The organism is Aeromonas sp. MaB10011B, from assembly GCF_017939325.1.
Lineage (GTDB): Bacteria > Pseudomonadota > Gammaproteobacteria > Enterobacterales > Aeromonadaceae > Aeromonas > Aeromonas caviae.
The window spans coordinates 71,613-89,408 of sequence record NZ_JAGKRK010000040.1; the positions used below are offsets into that span (position 1 = coordinate 71,613).

The 17,796-nt window shown below is 62.0% G+C and carries 21 protein-coding genes and 2 pseudogenes; 13 read left to right on the forward strand and 10 right to left on the reverse strand.

Annotated elements, in window-relative coordinates; all coding sequences use genetic code 11:
* Positions 1-69 precede the first annotated feature (69 nt).
* From J9893_RS11790 to J9893_RS11835, 10 genes are all read left to right on the forward strand, one after another.
* Positions 70-303 (forward strand): hypothetical protein, encoded by a 234-nt coding sequence (locus tag J9893_RS11790; protein ID WP_022579754.1) that lies wholly within the window; start codon positions 70-72, stop codon positions 301-303.
* A 3-nt stretch (positions 304-306) separates the two neighbouring features.
* A complete protein-coding gene (locus J9893_RS11795) occupies positions 307-1,182 on the forward strand; it encodes a helicase RepA family protein (protein ID WP_210600490.1) in 876 nt (291 codons plus the stop codon).
* Complete coding sequence (gene repC / locus J9893_RS11800) at positions 1,154-2,041, forward strand: replication protein C, IncQ-type (RefSeq protein ID WP_022579752.1); 888 nt, start codon at positions 1,154-1,156, stop codon at positions 2,039-2,041. The genes J9893_RS11795 and repC overlap by 29 nt, the downstream gene beginning before the upstream one ends.
* Positions 2,042-2,772: 731 nt before the next feature.
* On the forward strand, positions 2,773-3,051 hold the full coding sequence (locus J9893_RS11805) for a TraK family protein (RefSeq protein ID WP_022579751.1): 279 nt from the start codon (positions 2,773-2,775) through the stop codon (positions 3,049-3,051).
* 319 nt (positions 3,052-3,370) lie between these two features.
* Complete coding sequence (gene traJ, locus J9893_RS11810; protein ID WP_022579750.1) at positions 3,371-3,742, forward strand: conjugal transfer transcriptional regulator TraJ; 372 nt, start codon at positions 3,371-3,373, stop codon at positions 3,740-3,742.
* A gap of 265 nt (positions 3,743-4,007) precedes the next feature.
* A complete protein-coding gene (gene trbJ, locus J9893_RS11815; protein WP_022579749.1) occupies positions 4,008-4,793 on the forward strand; it encodes a P-type conjugative transfer protein TrbJ in 786 nt (261 codons plus the stop codon).
* A 15-nt stretch (positions 4,794-4,808) separates the two neighbouring features.
* The gene (gene trbK / locus J9893_RS11820) at positions 4,809-5,078 is read left to right on the forward strand and encodes an entry exclusion lipoprotein TrbK (protein ID WP_022579748.1); all 270 of its coding nucleotides are present in this window, start codon (positions 4,809-4,811) and stop codon (positions 5,076-5,078) included.
* Complete coding sequence (gene trbL, locus J9893_RS11825; protein ID WP_022579747.1) at positions 5,075-6,664, forward strand: P-type conjugative transfer protein TrbL; 1,590 nt, start codon at positions 5,075-5,077, stop codon at positions 6,662-6,664. Before trbK ends, trbL begins: the two co-directional genes overlap by 4 nt.
* A 2-nt stretch (positions 6,665-6,666) precedes the next feature.
* Entirely contained in the window at positions 6,667-6,939 is a 273-nt protein-coding gene (locus J9893_RS11830; protein WP_022579746.1) for a hypothetical protein, read from the forward strand.
* Positions 6,940-7,001: 62 nt separating this feature from the next.
* Positions 7,002-7,232: a type I toxin-antitoxin system ptaRNA1 family toxin gene (locus J9893_RS11835; protein ID WP_000212713.1), complete on the forward strand. Its 231-nt coding sequence runs from the start codon at positions 7,002-7,004 to the stop codon at positions 7,230-7,232.
* A gap of 244 nt (positions 7,233-7,476) precedes the next feature.
* On the opposite strand, the gene J9893_RS21685 is transcribed toward J9893_RS11835, so the two are convergent.
* The 7 genes from J9893_RS21685 to merT all read right to left on the reverse strand — a co-directional run bounded on the left by J9893_RS21685 (position 7,477) and on the right by merT (position 11,882).
* A complete protein-coding gene (locus J9893_RS21685; RefSeq protein ID WP_022579745.1) occupies positions 7,477-8,025 on the reverse strand; it encodes a hypothetical protein in 549 nt (182 codons plus the stop codon).
* Positions 8,026-8,195: 170 nt separating this feature from the next.
* Complete coding sequence (merE, locus tag J9893_RS11855; protein WP_022579744.1) at positions 8,196-8,414, reverse strand: broad-spectrum mercury transporter MerE; 219 nt, start codon at positions 8,412-8,414, stop codon at positions 8,196-8,198.
* Positions 8,411-8,776, reverse strand: a complete 366-nt coding sequence (gene merD, locus J9893_RS11860) for a mercury resistance co-regulator MerD (protein ID WP_022579743.1) — start codon at positions 8,774-8,776, stop codon at positions 8,411-8,413. Before merD ends, merE begins: the two co-directional genes overlap by 4 nt.
* A gap of 111 nt (positions 8,777-8,887) precedes the next feature.
* On the reverse strand, positions 8,888-9,526 hold the full coding sequence (merB, locus tag J9893_RS11865; RefSeq protein WP_000761850.1) for an organomercurial lyase MerB: 639 nt from the start codon (positions 9,524-9,526) through the stop codon (positions 8,888-8,890).
* Between the two features lie 14 nt (positions 9,527-9,540).
* Positions 9,541-11,229: a mercury(II) reductase gene (gene merA / locus J9893_RS11870; protein ID WP_031294484.1), complete on the reverse strand. Its 1,689-nt coding sequence runs from the start codon at positions 11,227-11,229 to the stop codon at positions 9,541-9,543.
* Positions 11,230-11,239: 10 nt separating this feature from the next.
* Positions 11,240-11,518: a mercury resistance system periplasmic binding protein MerP gene (gene merP, locus J9893_RS11875; protein WP_022579741.1), complete on the reverse strand. Its 279-nt coding sequence runs from the start codon at positions 11,516-11,518 to the stop codon at positions 11,240-11,242.
* Between the two features lie 13 nt (positions 11,519-11,531).
* Positions 11,532-11,882, reverse strand: a complete 351-nt coding sequence (gene merT, locus J9893_RS11880) for a mercuric ion transporter MerT (protein ID WP_022579740.1) — start codon at positions 11,880-11,882, stop codon at positions 11,532-11,534.
* A 71-nt stretch (positions 11,883-11,953) separates the two neighbouring features.
* Between merT and J9893_RS11885 the strand changes: the two are divergent.
* Positions 11,954-12,079, forward strand: a pseudogene (locus J9893_RS11885) (MerR family DNA-binding transcriptional regulator); the annotation flags it as partial.
* A gap of 102 nt (positions 12,080-12,181) precedes the next feature.
* On the opposite strand, the gene J9893_RS11890 reads toward J9893_RS11885, so the two are convergent.
* From J9893_RS11890 to J9893_RS11900, 3 genes are all read right to left on the reverse strand, one after another.
* Positions 12,182-13,018: an aminoglycoside O-phosphotransferase APH(6)-Id gene (locus J9893_RS11890; RefSeq protein ID WP_000480968.1), complete on the reverse strand. Its 837-nt coding sequence runs from the start codon at positions 13,016-13,018 to the stop codon at positions 12,182-12,184.
* Positions 13,018-13,821 (reverse strand): aminoglycoside O-phosphotransferase APH(3'')-Ib, encoded by an 804-nt coding sequence (gene aph(3'')-Ib, locus J9893_RS11895; protein ID WP_001082319.1) that lies wholly within the window; start codon positions 13,819-13,821, stop codon positions 13,018-13,020. Before aph(3'')-Ib ends, J9893_RS11890 begins: the two co-directional genes overlap by 1 nt.
* A gap of 65 nt (positions 13,822-13,886) precedes the next feature.
* Entirely contained in the window at positions 13,887-14,501 is a 615-nt protein-coding gene (locus J9893_RS11900) for a recombinase family protein (RefSeq protein ID WP_000904906.1), read from the reverse strand.
* Positions 14,502-14,626: 125 nt separating this feature from the next.
* On the opposite strand from J9893_RS11900, the gene J9893_RS11905 reads away from it, so the two are divergent.
* Entirely contained in the window at positions 14,627-17,512 is a 2,886-nt protein-coding gene (locus tag J9893_RS11905) for a Tn3 family transposase (RefSeq protein WP_001138082.1), read from the forward strand.
* A 27-nt stretch (positions 17,513-17,539) separates the two neighbouring features.
* Positions 17,540-17,796, forward strand: a pseudogene (locus J9893_RS11910) (transposase); the annotation flags it as partial.

Below are 17,796 nucleotides of genomic sequence, written 5' to 3' on the forward strand. Positions count from 1 at the left end.
TAAGATGTAGGCAACCCCCAATAGCGCCTAACCTTCGTTGCAATTCAGTTGATAACGGAGGTTTACGCAATGACGATAGAAGACACGCTGCTGCAACGCTTTGGCCCGCTGCTGAGCATGGCGCAGCTCGCCTCTGTCCTGGATCGATCGCCTGATGGATTGCGGATCAGCCTGCGCGCGACGAACGAGTGGACGCAGCGGATCAACAAGGCTCGGTTGAAGATCGGCCGGCGGGTCTACTTCCGAACCTCGCAGATCGCCGAGGCATTGAGCGACGAGTCCCTGTACGGAACGGGGAACTGAGTCATGGCGATTGATGTACTGGCGGCGTTCGAGCATGAACCGCCGGTGCTGGACTTCATATGGCCGGGCTTCCTCGCGGGAACCGTCGGCGCGCTCGTCGCCCCAGGGGCCACTGGCAAGAGCTTCTGGGCGCTGGAAGCGGCCATGAGCATCGCATGCAGCGTGGCCGGCGGCGACCTCGTGGGACTTGCTCCCGCGCACACCGGGCGCGTGGTCTATCTGGCCGGGGAAGACCCATCGCCCGCGCTTGTGCGGCGCATTCATGCCATCGGCCAGCACCTCGGGCACGCGGCTCGTCAAGCCATCGCGGAGAACCTCGCGCTTGAGCCGATCATGGGCAAGCGCCTGGACATCATGAAAAAGGCCCACTTGCGCCGCGTTATTGAGGACGGTGCCGGGGCGCGGCTGATCGTGCTGGACACCCTGAGCCGCATTCACACTCTCGATGAGAACAGCAACGGCAACATGGCCCACCTCGTGGCCGTACTGGAGCACGTTGCTGCCACCACGGGTGCATCCGTGCTCTACCTGCACCACGTCAGCAAGGGCAGCGCCCGCGAAGGGCAGACCGACCAGCAGCAGGCCGCGCGTGGCGCGTCCGCGCTGATCGACAACGCCAGGTGGTGCGGTTACGTCGCCCGCATGACCGAGGACGAGGCGAAGCGCCTCAGCGACCGCGCCCATGACCGGCAGCCCATCGGCGATGAGCGGCGCGGCTACTTCGTGCGTTTCGGCGTCAGCAAGCAGAACTACGACGCCACGCCGCTTGATCGCTGGTACATGCGGCACGCCGGCGGCGTGCTGGTGCCGGTGGAGCTGTATGAGGCCAGCAGGAATGAGGAAAGACGTGATGGTCGGAGGCGAGGCGATGGCTTTTGACCTCACCCATGCCAGGCACGATCCAATGCACTGCTTGGTCCCCGGCTTGTTCCGCAGTCTCAAGCGCGGCGAACGGAAGAGGCTCAAGCTCGATGTGACGTATCACTACGCCGAAAATGAACAAGCGCGGTTCGTCGGCTTCGAGCCTCTTGGTGCTGATGACATGCGGCTGCTGCAAGGTCTTGTGGCTCTTGGAGGACCGAAGGGCATCATCCTGACGCCAGAGCCAACAGCGGACTTGCCGAAGCAACTCCGTCTATTCCTTGAGCCGAAGTTCGACGCGGTAGGGCAGGATGCGCTGGTCGTGAGAGAGAGTATGACCAGCCTGCTAGGCGAAATCGGCTTGACCGATGGCGGCGACAATATCAGGGCGATCAAGGCGAGCTTGCTGCGCATGGCAAACGTGACGGTGGTAGTCAGCAAGGGAAGCAGGCAAAGGTCTTTTCACCTGATGAGCTACGCCTTCAATGAGGAGGACGGGCGGTTGTTCGTCGCGCTGAATCCCCAGATTGCGGAGGCGATTCTTGGGAGGCGCCCGTATACCCGCATCGAGATGGCCGAGGTGCGGGCGCTACAAACCGACCCGGCCCGCCTGATTCACCAACGGCTATGCGGCTGGATCGATCCCGGCAAAGCCGGGCGCGTGGAACTCGATACCCTTTCTGGCTACGTCTGGCCGGACGAGGCGAACGCCGAGGCCATGAAGAAGCGCCGCCAGAAGGCCCGCAAGGCTCTGGCCGAGCTTGCCACCGTGGGCTGGAAGGTCAGCGAGTATGCGGCAGGGAAGTGGGAAATTGGCAGGCCGAAGCCCGTAGTAACGTTCCCCAAACTCCGTAGCAATGTTCCCCTTCACCCGTAGCAACGTTCCCCGTCTCAAACCGGAAAACACAGCAACGGCGCGGGCTTGCGGCTAGTTCGCAAATTCCATCCATGATCTTCCAAGATCATCCACTAGGCGCGGTGCTTGCCGCCGCCCTTTAGGGCGACGCCAAGCCCTTGCCGCTTGCCGATGGTCGGCCTTCGGCCGTTGAGTTGTACGCCAGAAGGGGGGGCAGCTCCGGGCGGTTCTTTTAGCGGCTAAAACGCTGCGCCCCTCAAGTGTCAATAGGCAGGTGTTGTATGTTGTATGTTGTATGTTGTAGCGCGCTACAACATACAACAGTTCAAATCCATTCCCGGTCACGTCATGAGGCCGGCCCTTCTTTCGCGCACACGTCGAGCTGCAGCATCGCCATTTCCGGCGAGGCTGGCCATGTCCGGGCCACGGTCGACCATCGCCACATCCGACGATGCACCGAGGGCCCCATCGTCAGTTCCGACGATGGCGGCCGCCGGCGCTCGAGCTCGCATCGCCGCCTCTGACGATGTGATCCACTCTTTGACACTTGAGGGGCCGAGCGGCGGGGGATTCTCTCGGCCTCCCTCTTGGCGTTCAACCTTCCGTGCCGAATGGGCTGCCATCCCTATTTCGATGCGCGTGCCAGTGTCATCGGCTCCATGTCAACCGTTTCGGCCAATTATTGGAATGTTGTGTAGGCGGGCACTCCGTAACCTTCGGAGTAGTTCAGTTGATAACGGAGGTTTACGGACATGGCGACGACAGAAAGCAGCTATCCAGACGAGCTGGCCGCACGGCTCGCTCATCAGCAGCAGACCTCGCAGATAAAGCGCAGGGACTACCTGGCCGCTTTCATGGCGGCGCGCGCGGACGTGAAGGAAGCGATGGAGGCCGGCTACGCGCTCAAGATCATCTGGGAGCACATGCGCGAGATTGGGCGAATCCCTTTCCGCTATGAGACGTTCCTGAAATACGTTCGCCAGCACATCACCAATGCGCCGCCTGGCTCCACGGGTCAGGGCACGAAGTGAGCAAAGTCCCATGCTCAATCGCTGCAAGCGCATGGCTGAAACGCTGTTACCGGCCTCTTGGATCGCTGCAAGCACACGGACGTTGGCAATTTCCGTTGGTTTTCTCGCTGCTGGCGCGCTGTTGCGAAGCAATGGTGCGGTTACAGCGCGAAATTCGATGAGTCATACGAGACAAAAACAACGCCGTAAGGCGGGCAGGATGTGTGAAGTAGGCCCACCGGCAAGCCGGTTGTCCTTCTTCACTGTCCCTTATTCGCGCGGGGCGCTCAACGGGCATCCTGCTCTGCGAGGCTGCCGGCTACCGCCGGTTGGAGGACAAATGGGCGACGAGAATCGAATCACCAGGAAGGGCAGCCCACCGATCAAGGTGTACTGCCTTCCAGAAGAACGCGAACTGATTGAGGCGAACGCCAAGATGGCGGGAATCAGCATGGCGCGCTACCTGCGCGACGTAGGCCAGGGCTACCAGGTCAGGGGTGTCATGGACTATCACTATGTGCGCGAGTTGGTGCGAGTGAATGGCGACCTTGGCCGGCTGGGCGGATTGCTCAAGCTATGGCTGACCGACGATCCGCGCACAGCCCGGTTCGGCGATGCCACGATCCTTGCCCTGCTGGGTCGGATCGAGGCCACCCAGGACGAAATGAGCCGGCTCATGAAGTCGGTGGTGCAGCCGAGGGCCGAACCTTGAGAGTTTTAGCAGCTAAATTACCGTGTGCTGCACGCGACACAAGCCCCTTCCAGGCCGCCAGCCTGGGCGTTATCAACTCTTGGGAGAACGCATAAGGCCAGGGACACCCCGTAAGGGCCGAGAACAGAATCACCGAAGCCCGGGCCTCAGTGCCAAGGGCGATACCGATTAGCTAGTGGCGTAGCTCTTCGATGAAACCTTGCCGTGGGCAAGCGCGAGCTTGGTCAAGGCATTGCCTTTCTTTCATCGAATGGAGATTGCGACCATGAAGCACGTCCGTTTTTTAGCGGCTAAAACCGCGCTCGCCGCCGCTCTGGCCGGCAGCATCATCATCACCCCGGCGCAGGCAGGCATCCCCGTCATCGACGGCGGCAACCTGGTGCAAAACGTCATGACGGCCATCGAGTCGGTGGCGCAGACGCTCAAGCAGATCGAGCAGTACCAGACCCAGTTGCAGCAGTACGAAAACATGCTGCAAAACACAATGGCCCCGGCCGCGTATATCTGGGATCAGGCGCAGTCCACCATCAACGGATTGATGGCCGCCACCGACACGCTGAACTACTACCGGAATCAGCTCGGCAGCGTCGATGCGTACCTGGGCAAGTTCCAGGATGTGGCCTACTACCGTGGTTCGCCGTGCTTCTCGGCCGCCGGGTGCTCGGATGCCGAGCGCGCCGCGATGGAGCAAAACCGCAGCCTGGCGAGCGAGAGTCAGAAGAAGGCGAACGACGCGCTTTTCAAGGGCCTGGAGCAACAGCAGCGCAACCTTTCCGCCGATGCTCGCCAGCTCGAACGGCTCCAGTCCGCCGCGCAGGGCGCGACCGGGCAGATGCAGGCCATCGGCTACGCCAACCAGCTCGCCGCCAACCAGGCAAACCAGCTCCTGCAAATCCGTGGCCTGCTGATCGCACAGCAGAACGCCGCGACCGCCAGGATGCAGGCGCAGGCCGACGTAGAGGCGCAACAGCAGGCCGCCGGCGCGACTTCCAGGGAATCCAGGATCGAGCGCACGGCCAACCCAAGAAACTGGCTCGAACTGACCCGCTGACGGAGGCCCTGCACCATGAAGAATACGATGCTGCTTGCCGGCCTCGTGGTGGTGCTGGTGGCTGGTTGCGACAACAAGCCAGCCATCCCGCCCATGCCCGAGGTCAATGACACCAATTGCCAGATTGAGGCGATCACGAAGATCGAGGATAGGGCCACGCGCGAGAAATTCGCCGGGCTGTGCTCGCGCCGGTCGCCGGCCGCCGGCGGCATCGCGCCGACCGAGAAGCCCATGAACTGGCTCGAACTGGCCGACCCGAAAGACCAGAAGGAGGCGAAGCCATGAAAGCACTGCACAAGGCGGCGCTGATCGGCGTCGCCCTCGCGCTTTACTCCACCGCCGCGTCGGCCCAGCTCACCAACCAAGGGATGCTTGACCAGGTGGTGACGGAGTTCGCCACGCGGGCCACGTCCTGGCAGACGGTGGTGATGAATGCCGCGATGTTCCTGTTCTGGACGCTGGGCACGATCTCGCTGGTTTTCACGTTCGGCTTCATGGCGCTGCGCAAGGCCGACATTGGCGAGTTCTTCGCCGAGTTCATCAGGTTCATCCTGTTCTTCGGCTTCTTCCTCTGGCTGTTGCGCTATGGCCCGACCTTCGCCAACTCGATCATCCAGTCACTGGCCCGGCTTGGTGAGCAGGCGTCTGGGGTGGCGTCGGTGACACCCTCGGGCATCGTGGATATTGGCTTCATGATCTTGAAGCAGGCATTCAGGAACTCGTCGATCTGGTCGCCCGTGGATAGCTTCATCGGTGTGGCCTTGAGCGTCGGCATCCTGATCCTGCTGGCCGTTGTCGCCGTGAATATGTTGCTGCTTCTCGTGTCAGGCTGGCTGCTGATGTACGCCGGTATCTTCTTCCTTGGCTTCGGCGGCTCGCGTTGGACGTCAGACATGGCGATCAACTACTACAAGACCGTGCTGGGCGTGGCCGTGCAGATCATGACGATGGTGCTCCTGGTCGGCATCGGGAACGACCTGCTTTCCAGCTTCTACGCCAGGATGAACACCGGCACCCTGAACTTTGAAGAGCTGGGCGTGATGCTCGTTTTCTGCGTGGCGTTGCTCATGCTGGTCAATCGCGTGCCCCCGCTTGTCGCCGGCATCATCACCGGCTCGGGTATCGGTGGCGCTGGTGGCATCGGCAACTTCGGTGCAGGTGCCGCCATCGGTGCGGCTATGGGCGCGGCGAGCATGGCCGCCGGAGCGGCAAGCGTGGCTGGCGCGGCCGTGATGGGCGGTGCAGCCTCGGCCGCCGGCGGCATGTCGGCGATTAAAGCAGCGTTCGAGAAAGCAGGGGCCAGCGCCGGTGGCGAATCGGGCGGAATGCCCATGTTTGGTGGTGGTGCTGGCGGTGATTCCGATGCTGGATCGTTCGCGCAGGCGGCGGGCTTTGGTGGCGGCGGTTCCAGTGCCGGCACAAGTACGCCGCTCGGCCAGGCGGCCGGCTTCTATAACTCGGGAAGCTCCAGCAGTTCGGGCAGCAGCGGCCAGAGCAAGGTGGCACAGCAGACCAGCCACGCCGACAGCTCGGGCAGCGGTTCCAGCTCGAAGGCCAGCAGCGACGCCGGCAGCTCGAAGGCCGGCCAAGGTGCGGGCAGCCTTCTCGCGGCGACGGCTGCGAACCTGGCGCATGGCATTGGCGACGTTGCGAAGGCCAAGGCGGCCAGCATCCGCGACGCCGCTGCCGAACGCATCGCCGACACCACTGGCGGAAAGATCGCCGCCGCGATCCGGGCGAGCAGCCAGACAGACCAGGCGGCCGAGGATGTGCCCAGCTTCGGCGGCAACAGCCTGGCAGGGGCCGATTCGGCTGCTGCTGATCCTGATGATGAAGTGGCCACGTTCGCCAACCGCGACAAGGAGGTATGACGATGACGCCGAGAGGATTTTTCGATTGCCTGGACCTTGCCGCTACCGAGCAGCGCCAGGCACAGGCGGTTGAGGTTGAGCCGGTCGACGATCAATCGACTGATGCAGACCCCGCGGCAGAAGTTGCGGCCTTTGTTGATCGACCCGCCTCGCCCGTCATTGAGGCCACCAAGCCGGCGGCCAGGTCGGGCGGCAACGCCAGCAGCTACGGCAGCAGCGCGAGAAGCACGCCGCTGGCCGAGGCCGCCGGCTTCTACGGCACCGGCAGCCGATAAGCGCGCCGGCCGGCGTGGGGCCGGCCGACACTTCCACAACCCACCTGTTAGAGAGGTGAATCATGGCAACCCTGAATCCTACCAATGCAACGCAGGCCGTTCATCATGCAGCCGTGCAGCTCGCCGCGCTCGACTGGCTCGACCAGGACGCAGCGCGGCAGCTAGGGCCGCTCGCCGAGGCCGTCGCCAATGCCTTCATGGTCGTCTTCTACCAGGCCGAGACGGGCCGGGCGACGCCTGCTGACTTCCGCGAGGCCCTGGAGGCGGTGCGGCAGTCACTCCGTGCCGCGTAGGCACGCGCACCAGGAACAGCAAGGGCGGCCAGTGGCCGCCCTTGTCGTTTCCGGGCCTGCATCGTCATAGCCGGCGATGTGCGCCGGCGTGCTCGAGCATCGCCAGATCGGACCATGACGGCCGCTCTGGCTTTTCCCCTTGGCGTGGATCTCGCATCGTCATTTCCGGCGATGAGATCCCCGCGCACCAAGTCGCGCACATGGTGCTGCAGCACCGTCAGGAATGGCGATGCTGGCCAGCTCCCTACTCGATGCCGTGCATGACTTTGGCCCGCGCTGCAACTGCGCGGGCGTGCTCGACATAGGCCTGGTCGCCGGTGGCCTCGGCTTCGGCCAGGAACGCGGCCACGGTCTCGGTGCTGGTCAGCCATTTGGCCGGGTCAAACGGTGTCAGCATTTCACGGCCAGCAGCCTTCGTCATCTGGCGAAGTGCAATCAGTAGCTCGCCCTTGTCGCCATCCTCAAGGATGCTGTTCAGCAGTTCCACGGCATAGGCCGGGTCTTTGCGGAACGTTTCGACCATCGCGTCGTCATGTAGGCGTGCGCGCACCTGGTCAGCTTCCAAGGCATCACAGGCCGGCCACTCGCGACCAACGGCCGGCGCATCTACCCATTCGCGTTGTTCCGGCGGCAGTGGATATCCGCCGGCGGCTTCGGCCTCGGCCAGCAGCTCGGCCAGGGTGTAACGCACCTGGTCAGGCGTGGCGGCGCGGGCCGGGTCGGCCTTCAAGGCGTCATAGGCGGGGCCTGCCTTCTCATACAGCCAGTTTTCAAGGCTCTTCGGTTCGGTCATTCTTATCCCCTATTGTCAGGTCTACGCGCAGGCCGGTGCGGCTATCTGCAATCGCTTCGTCGGGTTCCTTCCTGCCCATGATGACTCCTTTGTGCGGGGATTGCTGTATTGTTTGCTAGCAGTGGCTTTCTGAGCAATCTCAAGGAAATCATCCGTCAATCTGGCAGTGCTCATGATCTTTCCCTGAACGCCCGCAGCGCCCGCGACAGGGACAGCAGGAACAAGCCGGTCAAACCGAGCGCCGCGATGACCCAATGCTCGCCGAGGAACGCGCCGGCGGTCGTACCGGCCAGCACGACGGCGAGGATGGGCAGGTGGCAGGGGCAGGTCAGCACAGCCAGTCCGCCCCACAGGTAGCCGGTAATGGGCTTGCGCTCGGGGCCGTTCATGGCAACGCCCCTTCCTGCCGGGCGACCTCGGCACGCAGCGCGCTCAACTGCACCTCCAGGCCCGCAAGCGCCCGCTGTCGCCGTTCGACGAGTTGGCGCAGCTCGGTGAGCCACACCGCCGCTTCACCCGCATCCGGCGCATCGAGCGCCCGGCACAGCCGGGTCAGCACGTCCAGGCCGACCCCCGCCTCGAAGGCGGCCCGCACGAAGCACAGTCGCTGCAAGGCGGCGTCATCGAACAGGCCGTAGCCACCCGTGGTGCAGGCGACTGGCCGCAGCAATCCGCGCAGCAGGTAGTCGCGCACGATATGCACGCTCACCCCGGCATCAAGGGCCAGCCGGGACACCGTGTAGGCGTTCATCGAACACCTCCTTTTGGTCGGTTCACGGCAATGCATATACCGTTTCGCCGAGTTCAATCCGCGCGCTGCGAATCCGATGCCGGTGCCGTAGAACATTGGGTCGATATCCGATCACGGTGTCCTAGATGACATGGTCTGCAACAGATGTCGATTAAACTCCTGGCCCAAGCCGAAAGCCTCGTGGACACTGACGATCGCCAATCCTTCCAATCCTTGATGCTTGGAGGCCCAGTCTTCCGCCGTCGGGACAGATGCAAAGAAATGTACATGGCAACAGAAGGACTGACGAACGTCGGCTGCTTCCTGCGGCAATACCAAGGACACCGCCATGCCGGCAGGTTCGACAGCCTGTATCTCGCTGGGTGAAACCGTGAGTGAAACGGGTGCTCCGGTTGCAGCGCAATGCGATGAGACGCGAGCTGTACGGCCGATCAGCGCCGGAAATATCAAGGTGTCCAGCGCGCACCAGGCATACAGACGGCGGTCGTCAATTTCAAAGACATACGAAGTCTCGCGCAAGGTGAGGCCGTAGCCGATGATGTTCCCATCTTTGTCATATTCGGTACTGGTGGCCTGTTCGAGTACGGCGGCCACTCGCTCAGCGGGCCAGTCGAGAATCCCGGCAAGTGTCGTTCGTGAAACCGGACGCCCCTTGGCGAGTTCCCGCAGTAGCGGGACCAAGAGATCCGCAGTACCATTGGTACGATTGACCGAAGTGAGACGTTCTAAAATATATGGGGCGAGCTTCATGGTTCCATCTCCTTTCATCCTGCGCAGCAGGACAATTGTTTGACATCCTTGGTGAAGGTCTGCGCCGCGAGCTTCAGCCCCTCGACCATCGTCAGGTAGGGGAACAACTGGTCAGCCAGTTCCTGTACGGTCATGCGGTTACGGATCGCGAGCACCGCCGTCTGGATCAGCTCGCCCGCTTCCGGGGCCACTGCCTGTACCCCAATGAGTCGTCCGCTACCTTCCTCGATTACCAGCTTGATAAAGCCGCGTGTGTCGAAGTTGGCGAGCGCACGCGGCACGTTATCCAGTGTTAGCAGGCGGCTGTCGGTCTCGATCCCGTCGTGGTGCGCTTCCGCCTCGCTGTAGCCCACAGTGGCGACCTGCGGATCGGTGAACACCACCGCCGGCATCGCGGTCAGATTGAGCGTAGCGTCTCCGCCGGTCATGTTGATGGCCGCACGGGTGCCGGCGGCCGCTGCCACATAGACGAATTGCGGCTGGTCAGTGCAGTCTCCTGCGGCATAAATGTGTGGCGTACTGGTGCGCATGCCCTTGTCAATGACGATGGCTCCCTGCGCATTGACGGCGACACCCGCCGCTTCCAGCGCCAAGCTGCGCGTGTTCGGCGTGCGGCCGGTAGCGACCAGCAACTTGTCGGCGCGCACTTCGCCGTGCCCTGTGGTCAGCACGAATTCGCCGTCCGCATAGGCGACCTGGCTGGCTTGCGTGTGTTCCAGAACCTTGATTCCTTCGGCACGAAAGGCGGCTGTGACGGCCTCACCGATGGCCGGGTCTTCGCGGAAGAACAGTGTGCTGCGCGCCAGGATCGTGACCTGGCTGCCCAGCCGGGCGAAGGCTTGCGCCAGTTCCAGCGCCACCACCGACGATCCGATCACGGCTAGGCGTTCGGGAATGGTGTCACTCACTAGGGCCTCGGTAGATGTCCAGTACGGCGTGCCTTTCAAACCAGTGATGGGCGGAATGGCCGGACTGGCACCAGTGGCGACCAGGCAGCGATCGAACACCACGACGCGCTCGCCGCCATCGTTCAAACGGACGGTAAGGCTTTGGTCATCCTTGAAACGCGCTTCACCATGCAGAACGGTGATGGCCGGGTTGCCATCCAGGATGCCTTCATACTTGGCGTGGCGCAGCTCATCGACGCGCGCCTGCTGCTGGGCCAGTAGTTTGCTGCGGTTAATCGCCGGCACAGTAGCCGCGATGCCATCGTCGAACGGACTTTCACGGCGCAGATGCGCAATGTGGGCGGCACGGATCATGATCTTGGACGGTACGCAGCCGATGTTGACGCAGGTGCCGCCGATAGTACCGCGCTCGATCAGCGTGACTTTCGCGCCTTGCTCGACGGCCTTCAAGGCCGCCGCCATCGCCGCGCCGCCGCTGCCGATCACGGCCACGTGCAGCGCCGGCTCGCCGCCTTCATGCTTCGTGTCGCCACCGAGCCAGCCCAGCGCCTTATCCAACAGGCCGGTAGGCTTGTTCGGCGTGTCGGCGAGCCGTGCGCGGTAGCCGAGCGCGGCCACTGCGGCTACCAGAGGGGGCAAGTTCACGCCCGCGTCCGCCTCGATTTCGGCCTGCCGCTGCGCATAGGACACCGAGGCCGAGCGCACGCCGGGCACGTTTTTCAGGGCCTGCTGGACGTGCTCGGCGCACGACGTGCAGGTCATGCCTTCGATGTGAAGGGTGATCGCTTCGGCCATGACAGTGCCCTCACTGCTTGACGCTGGAGGGGTAGCCCGCGTTTGCGGTGGCCTTGGTCAAGGCGTCGGCATTGGTCTTCGCGTCGTCGAAGGTGACGACGGCTTCCCGCTTCTCGTAACTGACCTCGGCCTTTTGCACGCCGTCCACCTTGGTGAGTGCCTTCTTTACTGTGATCGGGCACGCGGCGCAGGTCATGCCGGGCACCGACAGGGTAACGGTCTTGGTGGCGGCCCAGGCGGGCGTGCTCAGGGCGGCGGCCAGGGCGATCAGGGTGGCGAGTTTCTTCATGGCAATTCTCCTTTCAATAGAACAGCGGCAGGATGTAGGGGAAAGCGAGGGCAACCAGAACCAGGGCGGCCACGACCCAGAAAATCACCTTGTAGGCCGTCCGCACTTGGGGCACGGCGCAGACGTCGCCCGGCTTGCAGGCATGGGCCGGTCGGAAGATGCTGCGCCAGGCGAAGAACAGCGCGACGAGTGCCGCGCCGATGAAGATCGGCCGGTACGGCTCCAGCACGGTCAGGTTGCCGATCCACGCGCCCGAGAAGCCGAGCGCGACCAGGACGAGGGGGCCGAGGCAACAGGCCGAGGCGAGGACGGCCGCGATGCCGCCGGTCGCCAGTGCGCCGCGGCCGTTCTTGGGTTCCGACATAAGGTTCTCCTTCCGGGACTTCGCTTGATGCTGTAACGTTACTTCCGTAGTCAACTACGGAGTCAAGCACCATGGAGAACGCTCAAGAGAATCTGACCATCGGGGCCTTCGCCAAGGCCGCCGGGGTGAACGTGGAGACGATCCGCTTCTATCAGCTCAAGGGCCTACTGCCCCAGCCGGAGCGGCCCTACGGGGGGTCGTTTGCGGGAGAGGGCGAAATCCTACGCTAAGGCTTTGGCCAACGATATTCTCCGGTAAGATTGATGTGTTCCCAGGGGATAGGAGAAGTCGCTTGATATCTAGTATGACGTCTGTCGCACCTGCTTGATCGCGGCCGCGATAGCTAGATCGCGTTGCTCCTCTTCTCCATCCGCGTTCCAAGCTGCGGAAAGGCACCCATAAGCGTACGCCTGGTCGAGCAGGCGACGCGGATCGACGTCCAGCGCACGAGAGAATGCGTCCGCCATCTGTGCAATGCGTCTAGGATCGAGACAAAGGTCGTCTCTGTCAGCCGGATCGTAGAACATATTGGCGGCGCCAAAGCCCACTTCACCGACCAGACCGACGGGATCTATCACCAGCCAGCCGCGACTGGAGAACATGATGTTTTCATGATGCAGATCGCCATGTAGCCCACGCAGTTCCGAGGCATTGCTCATCATTTGATCGGCTATAATCGCCGCGTGGACGTAGTCAGTTTGACAACCTGCGTTTTGATCATCGCGCGCCCGCTGAAACAAAGCTGCAAAGCGATCCCGGATCGGGAGAAGGGCAGAAGGCAGGGGTTCCTCAGATGCGGCATACAGCTTCGCCATTAGTTCCGCTGCAATTTCGGTCGCCTGGTAGTCGCCGTGCTCGGCAACGATGTGAGAGAGCATTCGCTCCCCGGCATATTCGAGCAACATCAGATTGTTCTCACGACCGAGCAACCGGACTGCTCCCCTCCCATTGCGCCATACCAGATAGTCGGCCCCGCGCAGTTCATCAGCAATGTCTTCTATAGGTTTCAATCCCTTGACGATTGCAGGAGTCCCGTCTGGCAATGAAACTTTCCAAACGAGGCTGGAAAAGGTGTCCGCAATGAGAACAGGTTGCGAAACGTGCCAATGAGCAGGAAAAACAGGCGGCATGAACATCAACCCCAAGTCAGAGGGTCCAATCGCAGATAGAAGGCAAGGCGTTCGCGGTCGGGGGCTTCGATCCCCAATACATTGAATAGGACAGCGAAGGCGCGCTCTGCTTCATCTGGCGCTGCCCAGTTCTCTTCGGCGTTAGCAATCATGAGTGCCAAATCGGCATAGCGATCTGCTGTTCCGAGCCGCCCAAGGTCGATCAGACCCGTGCATTGAAGAGTTTTAGGGTCCACCATGAAGTTCGGCATGCAGGGATCACCATGGCAAACAACCATATCGGTGCGCTCTTGGTCGAGCCGCACCGGTAGCTCTCGTTCGACACGAGCCAAAAGATCGAGCTGCGGCGTACTCTTGTCCTCGTCCGGTAAGAAGTCGGGATTGACGGCATTGCGGGACACCACATCAACGGCGCGTCCGAACATTCGCGACAGCCTGCGCTCAAACGGACATTGATCAACCGATAGGCTGTGAACAGCGCCAAGTTGCTGCCCCATTGACGGCCACGCTTTGAGCAAATCCGCTCCAGACAGATCAGCCGCCGGTACTCCCGGAATTGCCGTTATCACCAAGCATGCACCCTCCTGTTCCTCCTGCCAGTTGATCACCTCGGGGCAAGCCACACCTCGACCTTTGAGCCAAATGAGGCGGTCACGCTCTCCAGCGAGCTCACCGCGGCGGGAAGCAGGTGCGATTTTCGCGAAGGCATGCCCGTCACCACGTCGAAAAACAAAATCACCAGATTCTCCGCCTCTGACAGGCAACCAGTCAGAATGCGATTCACCAAAAAAAATATTAGTTCGATTCAATGGAGGTTCCTTCAGTTTTCTGATGAAGCGCGGAGGTGGCTCAACCTGCGAAAAGAAACGAGTTGCTACGTAAGTCCGAGAACATGCTTTCCATGGTCTCTGAGCTCGCCTTTGGGACCGACATATCGGTAGAGAGTGACGCGCTCGATGCCGAGTTCCTTGCAGAGATCGGAAACTGAAGTATCGCGCTGGGCCATGGCGGCTTGCGCGAGACGCACCTGAGCTTTGGTGAGCGCGAATTTTCGTCCGCCCTTGCGACCGCGCGCTCTCGCGGAGGCGAGACCCGCCATGGTGCGCTCTCGGATCAGATCCCGCTCGAACTCGGCCAAGGTGGCGAAGATTCCGAACACCATGCGACCGGACGCAGTCGTGGTGTCGATCTGAGCGCCCTTTCCAGTCAGAACCCGCAGGCCGATCTTGCGGTCTGACAGCTCCTTCACCGTGTTGACCAGATGGGCAAGCGATCGTCCGAGGCGATCGAGCTTCCAGACCACCAGCACATCGCCGTCACGCAATGACTTGAGGCAGGCAGTCAAGCCAGGGCGATCATCACGACCGCCGGAAGCAAGATCATCATAGATATTGTCCCGTTCGACACCTGCGGCGCGCAAGGCGTCGTGCTGCAGGTCGAGAGACTGCGAGCCATCGGCTTTGGAGACGCGGGCATATCCGATCAGCATGTATCACAAACGTTGGTTTGAGGCGGCGCTTCGGCCACGATTGCATTGACCTCTGGAAATGTATCTCAACCAGCTTCATAAACAAAGCGTCTTGAACGCTATCAGATTTTGAAAAAGGAACATGTATGCCGCGTCGCGTCACTCTAACCGATCGGCAGAAAGACGCGCTGTTGCGCTTGCCGACTTCACAGACGGATTTGCTCAAGCACTATACGCTGAGTGATGAAGACCTTGGGCATATCAGGCTGCGTCGGCGCGCTCACAACAGGTTCGGCTTCGCCCTGCAATTGTGTGTCCTGCGCTATCCCGGCCGGGTGCTGGCTCCAGGCGAACTGATCCCTGCAGAGGTCATCGAATTTATCGGAGCGCAGCTTGGCCTGGGTGCCGACGATCTCGTAGACTATGCTGCCCGCGAGGAAACACGGCACGAGCATCTTGCCGAGTTACGGGGGCTCTACGGCTTCCGCACCTTCTCCGGACGTGGTGCGAGCGAGCTGAAGGAATGGTTGTTCCGAGAAGCCGAGATGGCGGTGTCGAACGAGGATATCGCCCGTCGCTTCGTAGCCGAGTGCCGACGCACCCGCACTGTCCTTCCCGCGACATCCACGATCGAGCGGCTTTGTGCCGCGGCTCTCGTCGATGCCGAGCGACGCATCGAGACGAGGATCGCCAGTCGGCTGCCTATGTCGATCCGAGAACAGTTGCTGGCATTGCTCGAGGAGACGGCTGATGATCGGGTGACCCGTTTTGTGTGGCTGCGCCAGTTCGAGCCTGGCTCGAACTCTTCGTCGGCCAACCGGCTGCTCGACCGGCTCGAATATCTGCAACGCATCGATCTCCCCGAGGATCTGCTTGCCGGCGTTCCTGCCCATCGGGTGACTCGTCTGCGCAGGCAGGGTGAAAGGTATTATGCCGACGGCATGCGCGATCTCCCGGAGGACAGGCGGCTTGCGATCTTGGCTGTTTGCGTCTCGGAATGGCAGGCGATGTTGGCCGACGCAGTGGTCGAAACCCACGACCGGATCGTCGGCCGTCTCTACCGTGCTTCGGAGCGTATTTGCCATGCAAAGGTCGCAGACGAAGCGGGGGTGGTGCGTGACACCCTGAAATCCTTCGCCGAGATCGGGGGCGCCCTGGTCGATGCACAGGATGATGGCCAGCCGCTGGGCGATGTCATCGCGAGTGGGTCAGGGTGGGACGGCTTAAAAACCCTTGTTGCAATGGCAACCAGGCTGACCGCCACCATGGCCGACGATCCGCTCAATCATGTGCTCGACGGTTATCACCGCTTCCGCCGATACGCTCCACGCATGTTGCGCCTGCTCGATCTGCGAGCTGCGCCCGTTGCACTGCCGCTTCTGGAAGCGGTGACGGCCCTTCGTACCGGTTTGAACGATGCCGCGATGACCAGCTTCTTGCGGCCCAGCTCGAAATGGCATCGCCACCTTCGGGCCCAGAGGGCTGGCGACGCTCGCCTATGGGAGATCGCGGTGCTGTTCCATCTGCGCGATGCGTTCCGCTCCGGAGATGTCTGGCTTACTAGGTCCCGGCGCTATGGCGATCTGAAACACGCACTCGTTCCGGCACAATCCATCGCGGAAGGCGGTCGTCTCGCTGTGCCATTGCGGCCGGAGGAATGGCTGGCAGACCGGCAAGCTCGCCTCGACATGCGGTTGCGCGAGCTTGGCCGTGCCGCTCGCGCAGGCACGATCCCGGGCGGGTCGATTGAAAACGGCGTTCTGCATATCGAGAAACTCGAAGCCGCCGCGCCGACAGGCGCCGAAGATCTGGTGCTCGATCTCTACAAGCAGATCCCGCCCACGCGCATCACCGATCTCCTGCTGGAGGTGGATGCGGCGACCGGCTTCACCGAAGCGTTCACCCATCTGCGCACAGGAGCACCCTGCGCTGACCGGATCGGGCTAATGAACGTTATCTTGGCGGAAGGGATCAACCTCGGCTTGCGCAAAATGGCGGATGCGACAAACACCCACACCTTCTGGGAATTGATCCGCATTGGACGGTGGCATGTCGAGGGCGAAGCCTATGACCGGGCGCTGGCCATGGTGGTCGAGGCACAGGCAGCGTTACCCATGGCCCGGTTCTGGGGCATGGGCACGTCGGCTTCGAGCGACGGACAGTTCTTCGTCGCTACAGAGCAAGGTGAGGCCATGAACCTGGTCAACGCGAAATATGGCAATACCCCGGGCCTGAAAGCCTATAGCCACGTCTCCGACCAATATGCGCCGTTCGCAACCCAGGTGATTCCTGCAACGGCAAGCGAAGCGCCTTACATCCTCGATGGCCTGCTGATGAACGATGCTGGACGCCATATCCGCGAGCAGTTCACCGACACGGGCGGCTTCACCGATCACGTCTTTGCCGCATGTGCCATTCTCGGCTACCGGTTCGCTCCGCGCATCCGCGACCTGCCATCCAAACGGCTCTACGCGTTCAATCCGTCGGCCGCCCCGGCGCACCTGCGAGCGTTGATCGGCGGAAAGGTCAACCAAGCCATGATCGAGCGCAATTGGCCCGACATCCTGCGCATCGCCGCCACCATTGCTGCCGGGACCGTCGCGCCAAGCCAGATTCTGCGGAAACTCGCCTCCTATCCGCGGCAGAACGAGCTCGCGACAGCCCTGCGGGAAGTCGGTCGCGTCGAGCGCACCCTGTTCATGATCGACTGGATTCTGGATGCCGAACTCCAACGGCGTGCCCAGATCGGGCTCAACAAAGGCGAAGCTCATCATGCGCTGAAGCGGGCAATCAGCTTCCACCGCCGCGGTGAAATCCGCGACCGTTCCGCCGAAGGCCAGCATTACCGCATCGCCGGCATGAATCTGCTCGCCGCCATCATCATCTTCTGGAACACCATGAAGCTCGGCGAGGTCGTTGCAAACCAGAAACGCGATGGAAAGCTGCTATCGCCCGATCTCTTGGCCCATGTTTCGCCGCTCGGATGGGAACACATCAATCTCACCGGAGAATATCGCTGGCCAAAGCCTTAGCGTAGGATTCCGCCCCCTCCCGCAAACGACCCCGGTGACGGGATTGGCAAGGTAGCCGGGTCCAGCCTGCACGCCGGCGTGGCGGCCAGGGCCGATGAACGCAAGAAGCTCGAACGGCTGTGCCGGTACATCAGCCGTCCGGCGGTATCCGAGAAGCGGCTGTCGTTAACACGAGGCGGCAACGTGCGCTACCAGCTCAAGACGCCGTACCGGGACGGCACCACGCACGTCATTTTCGAACCATTGGATTTCATTGCAAGGCTGGCCGCCCTGGTACCGAAGCC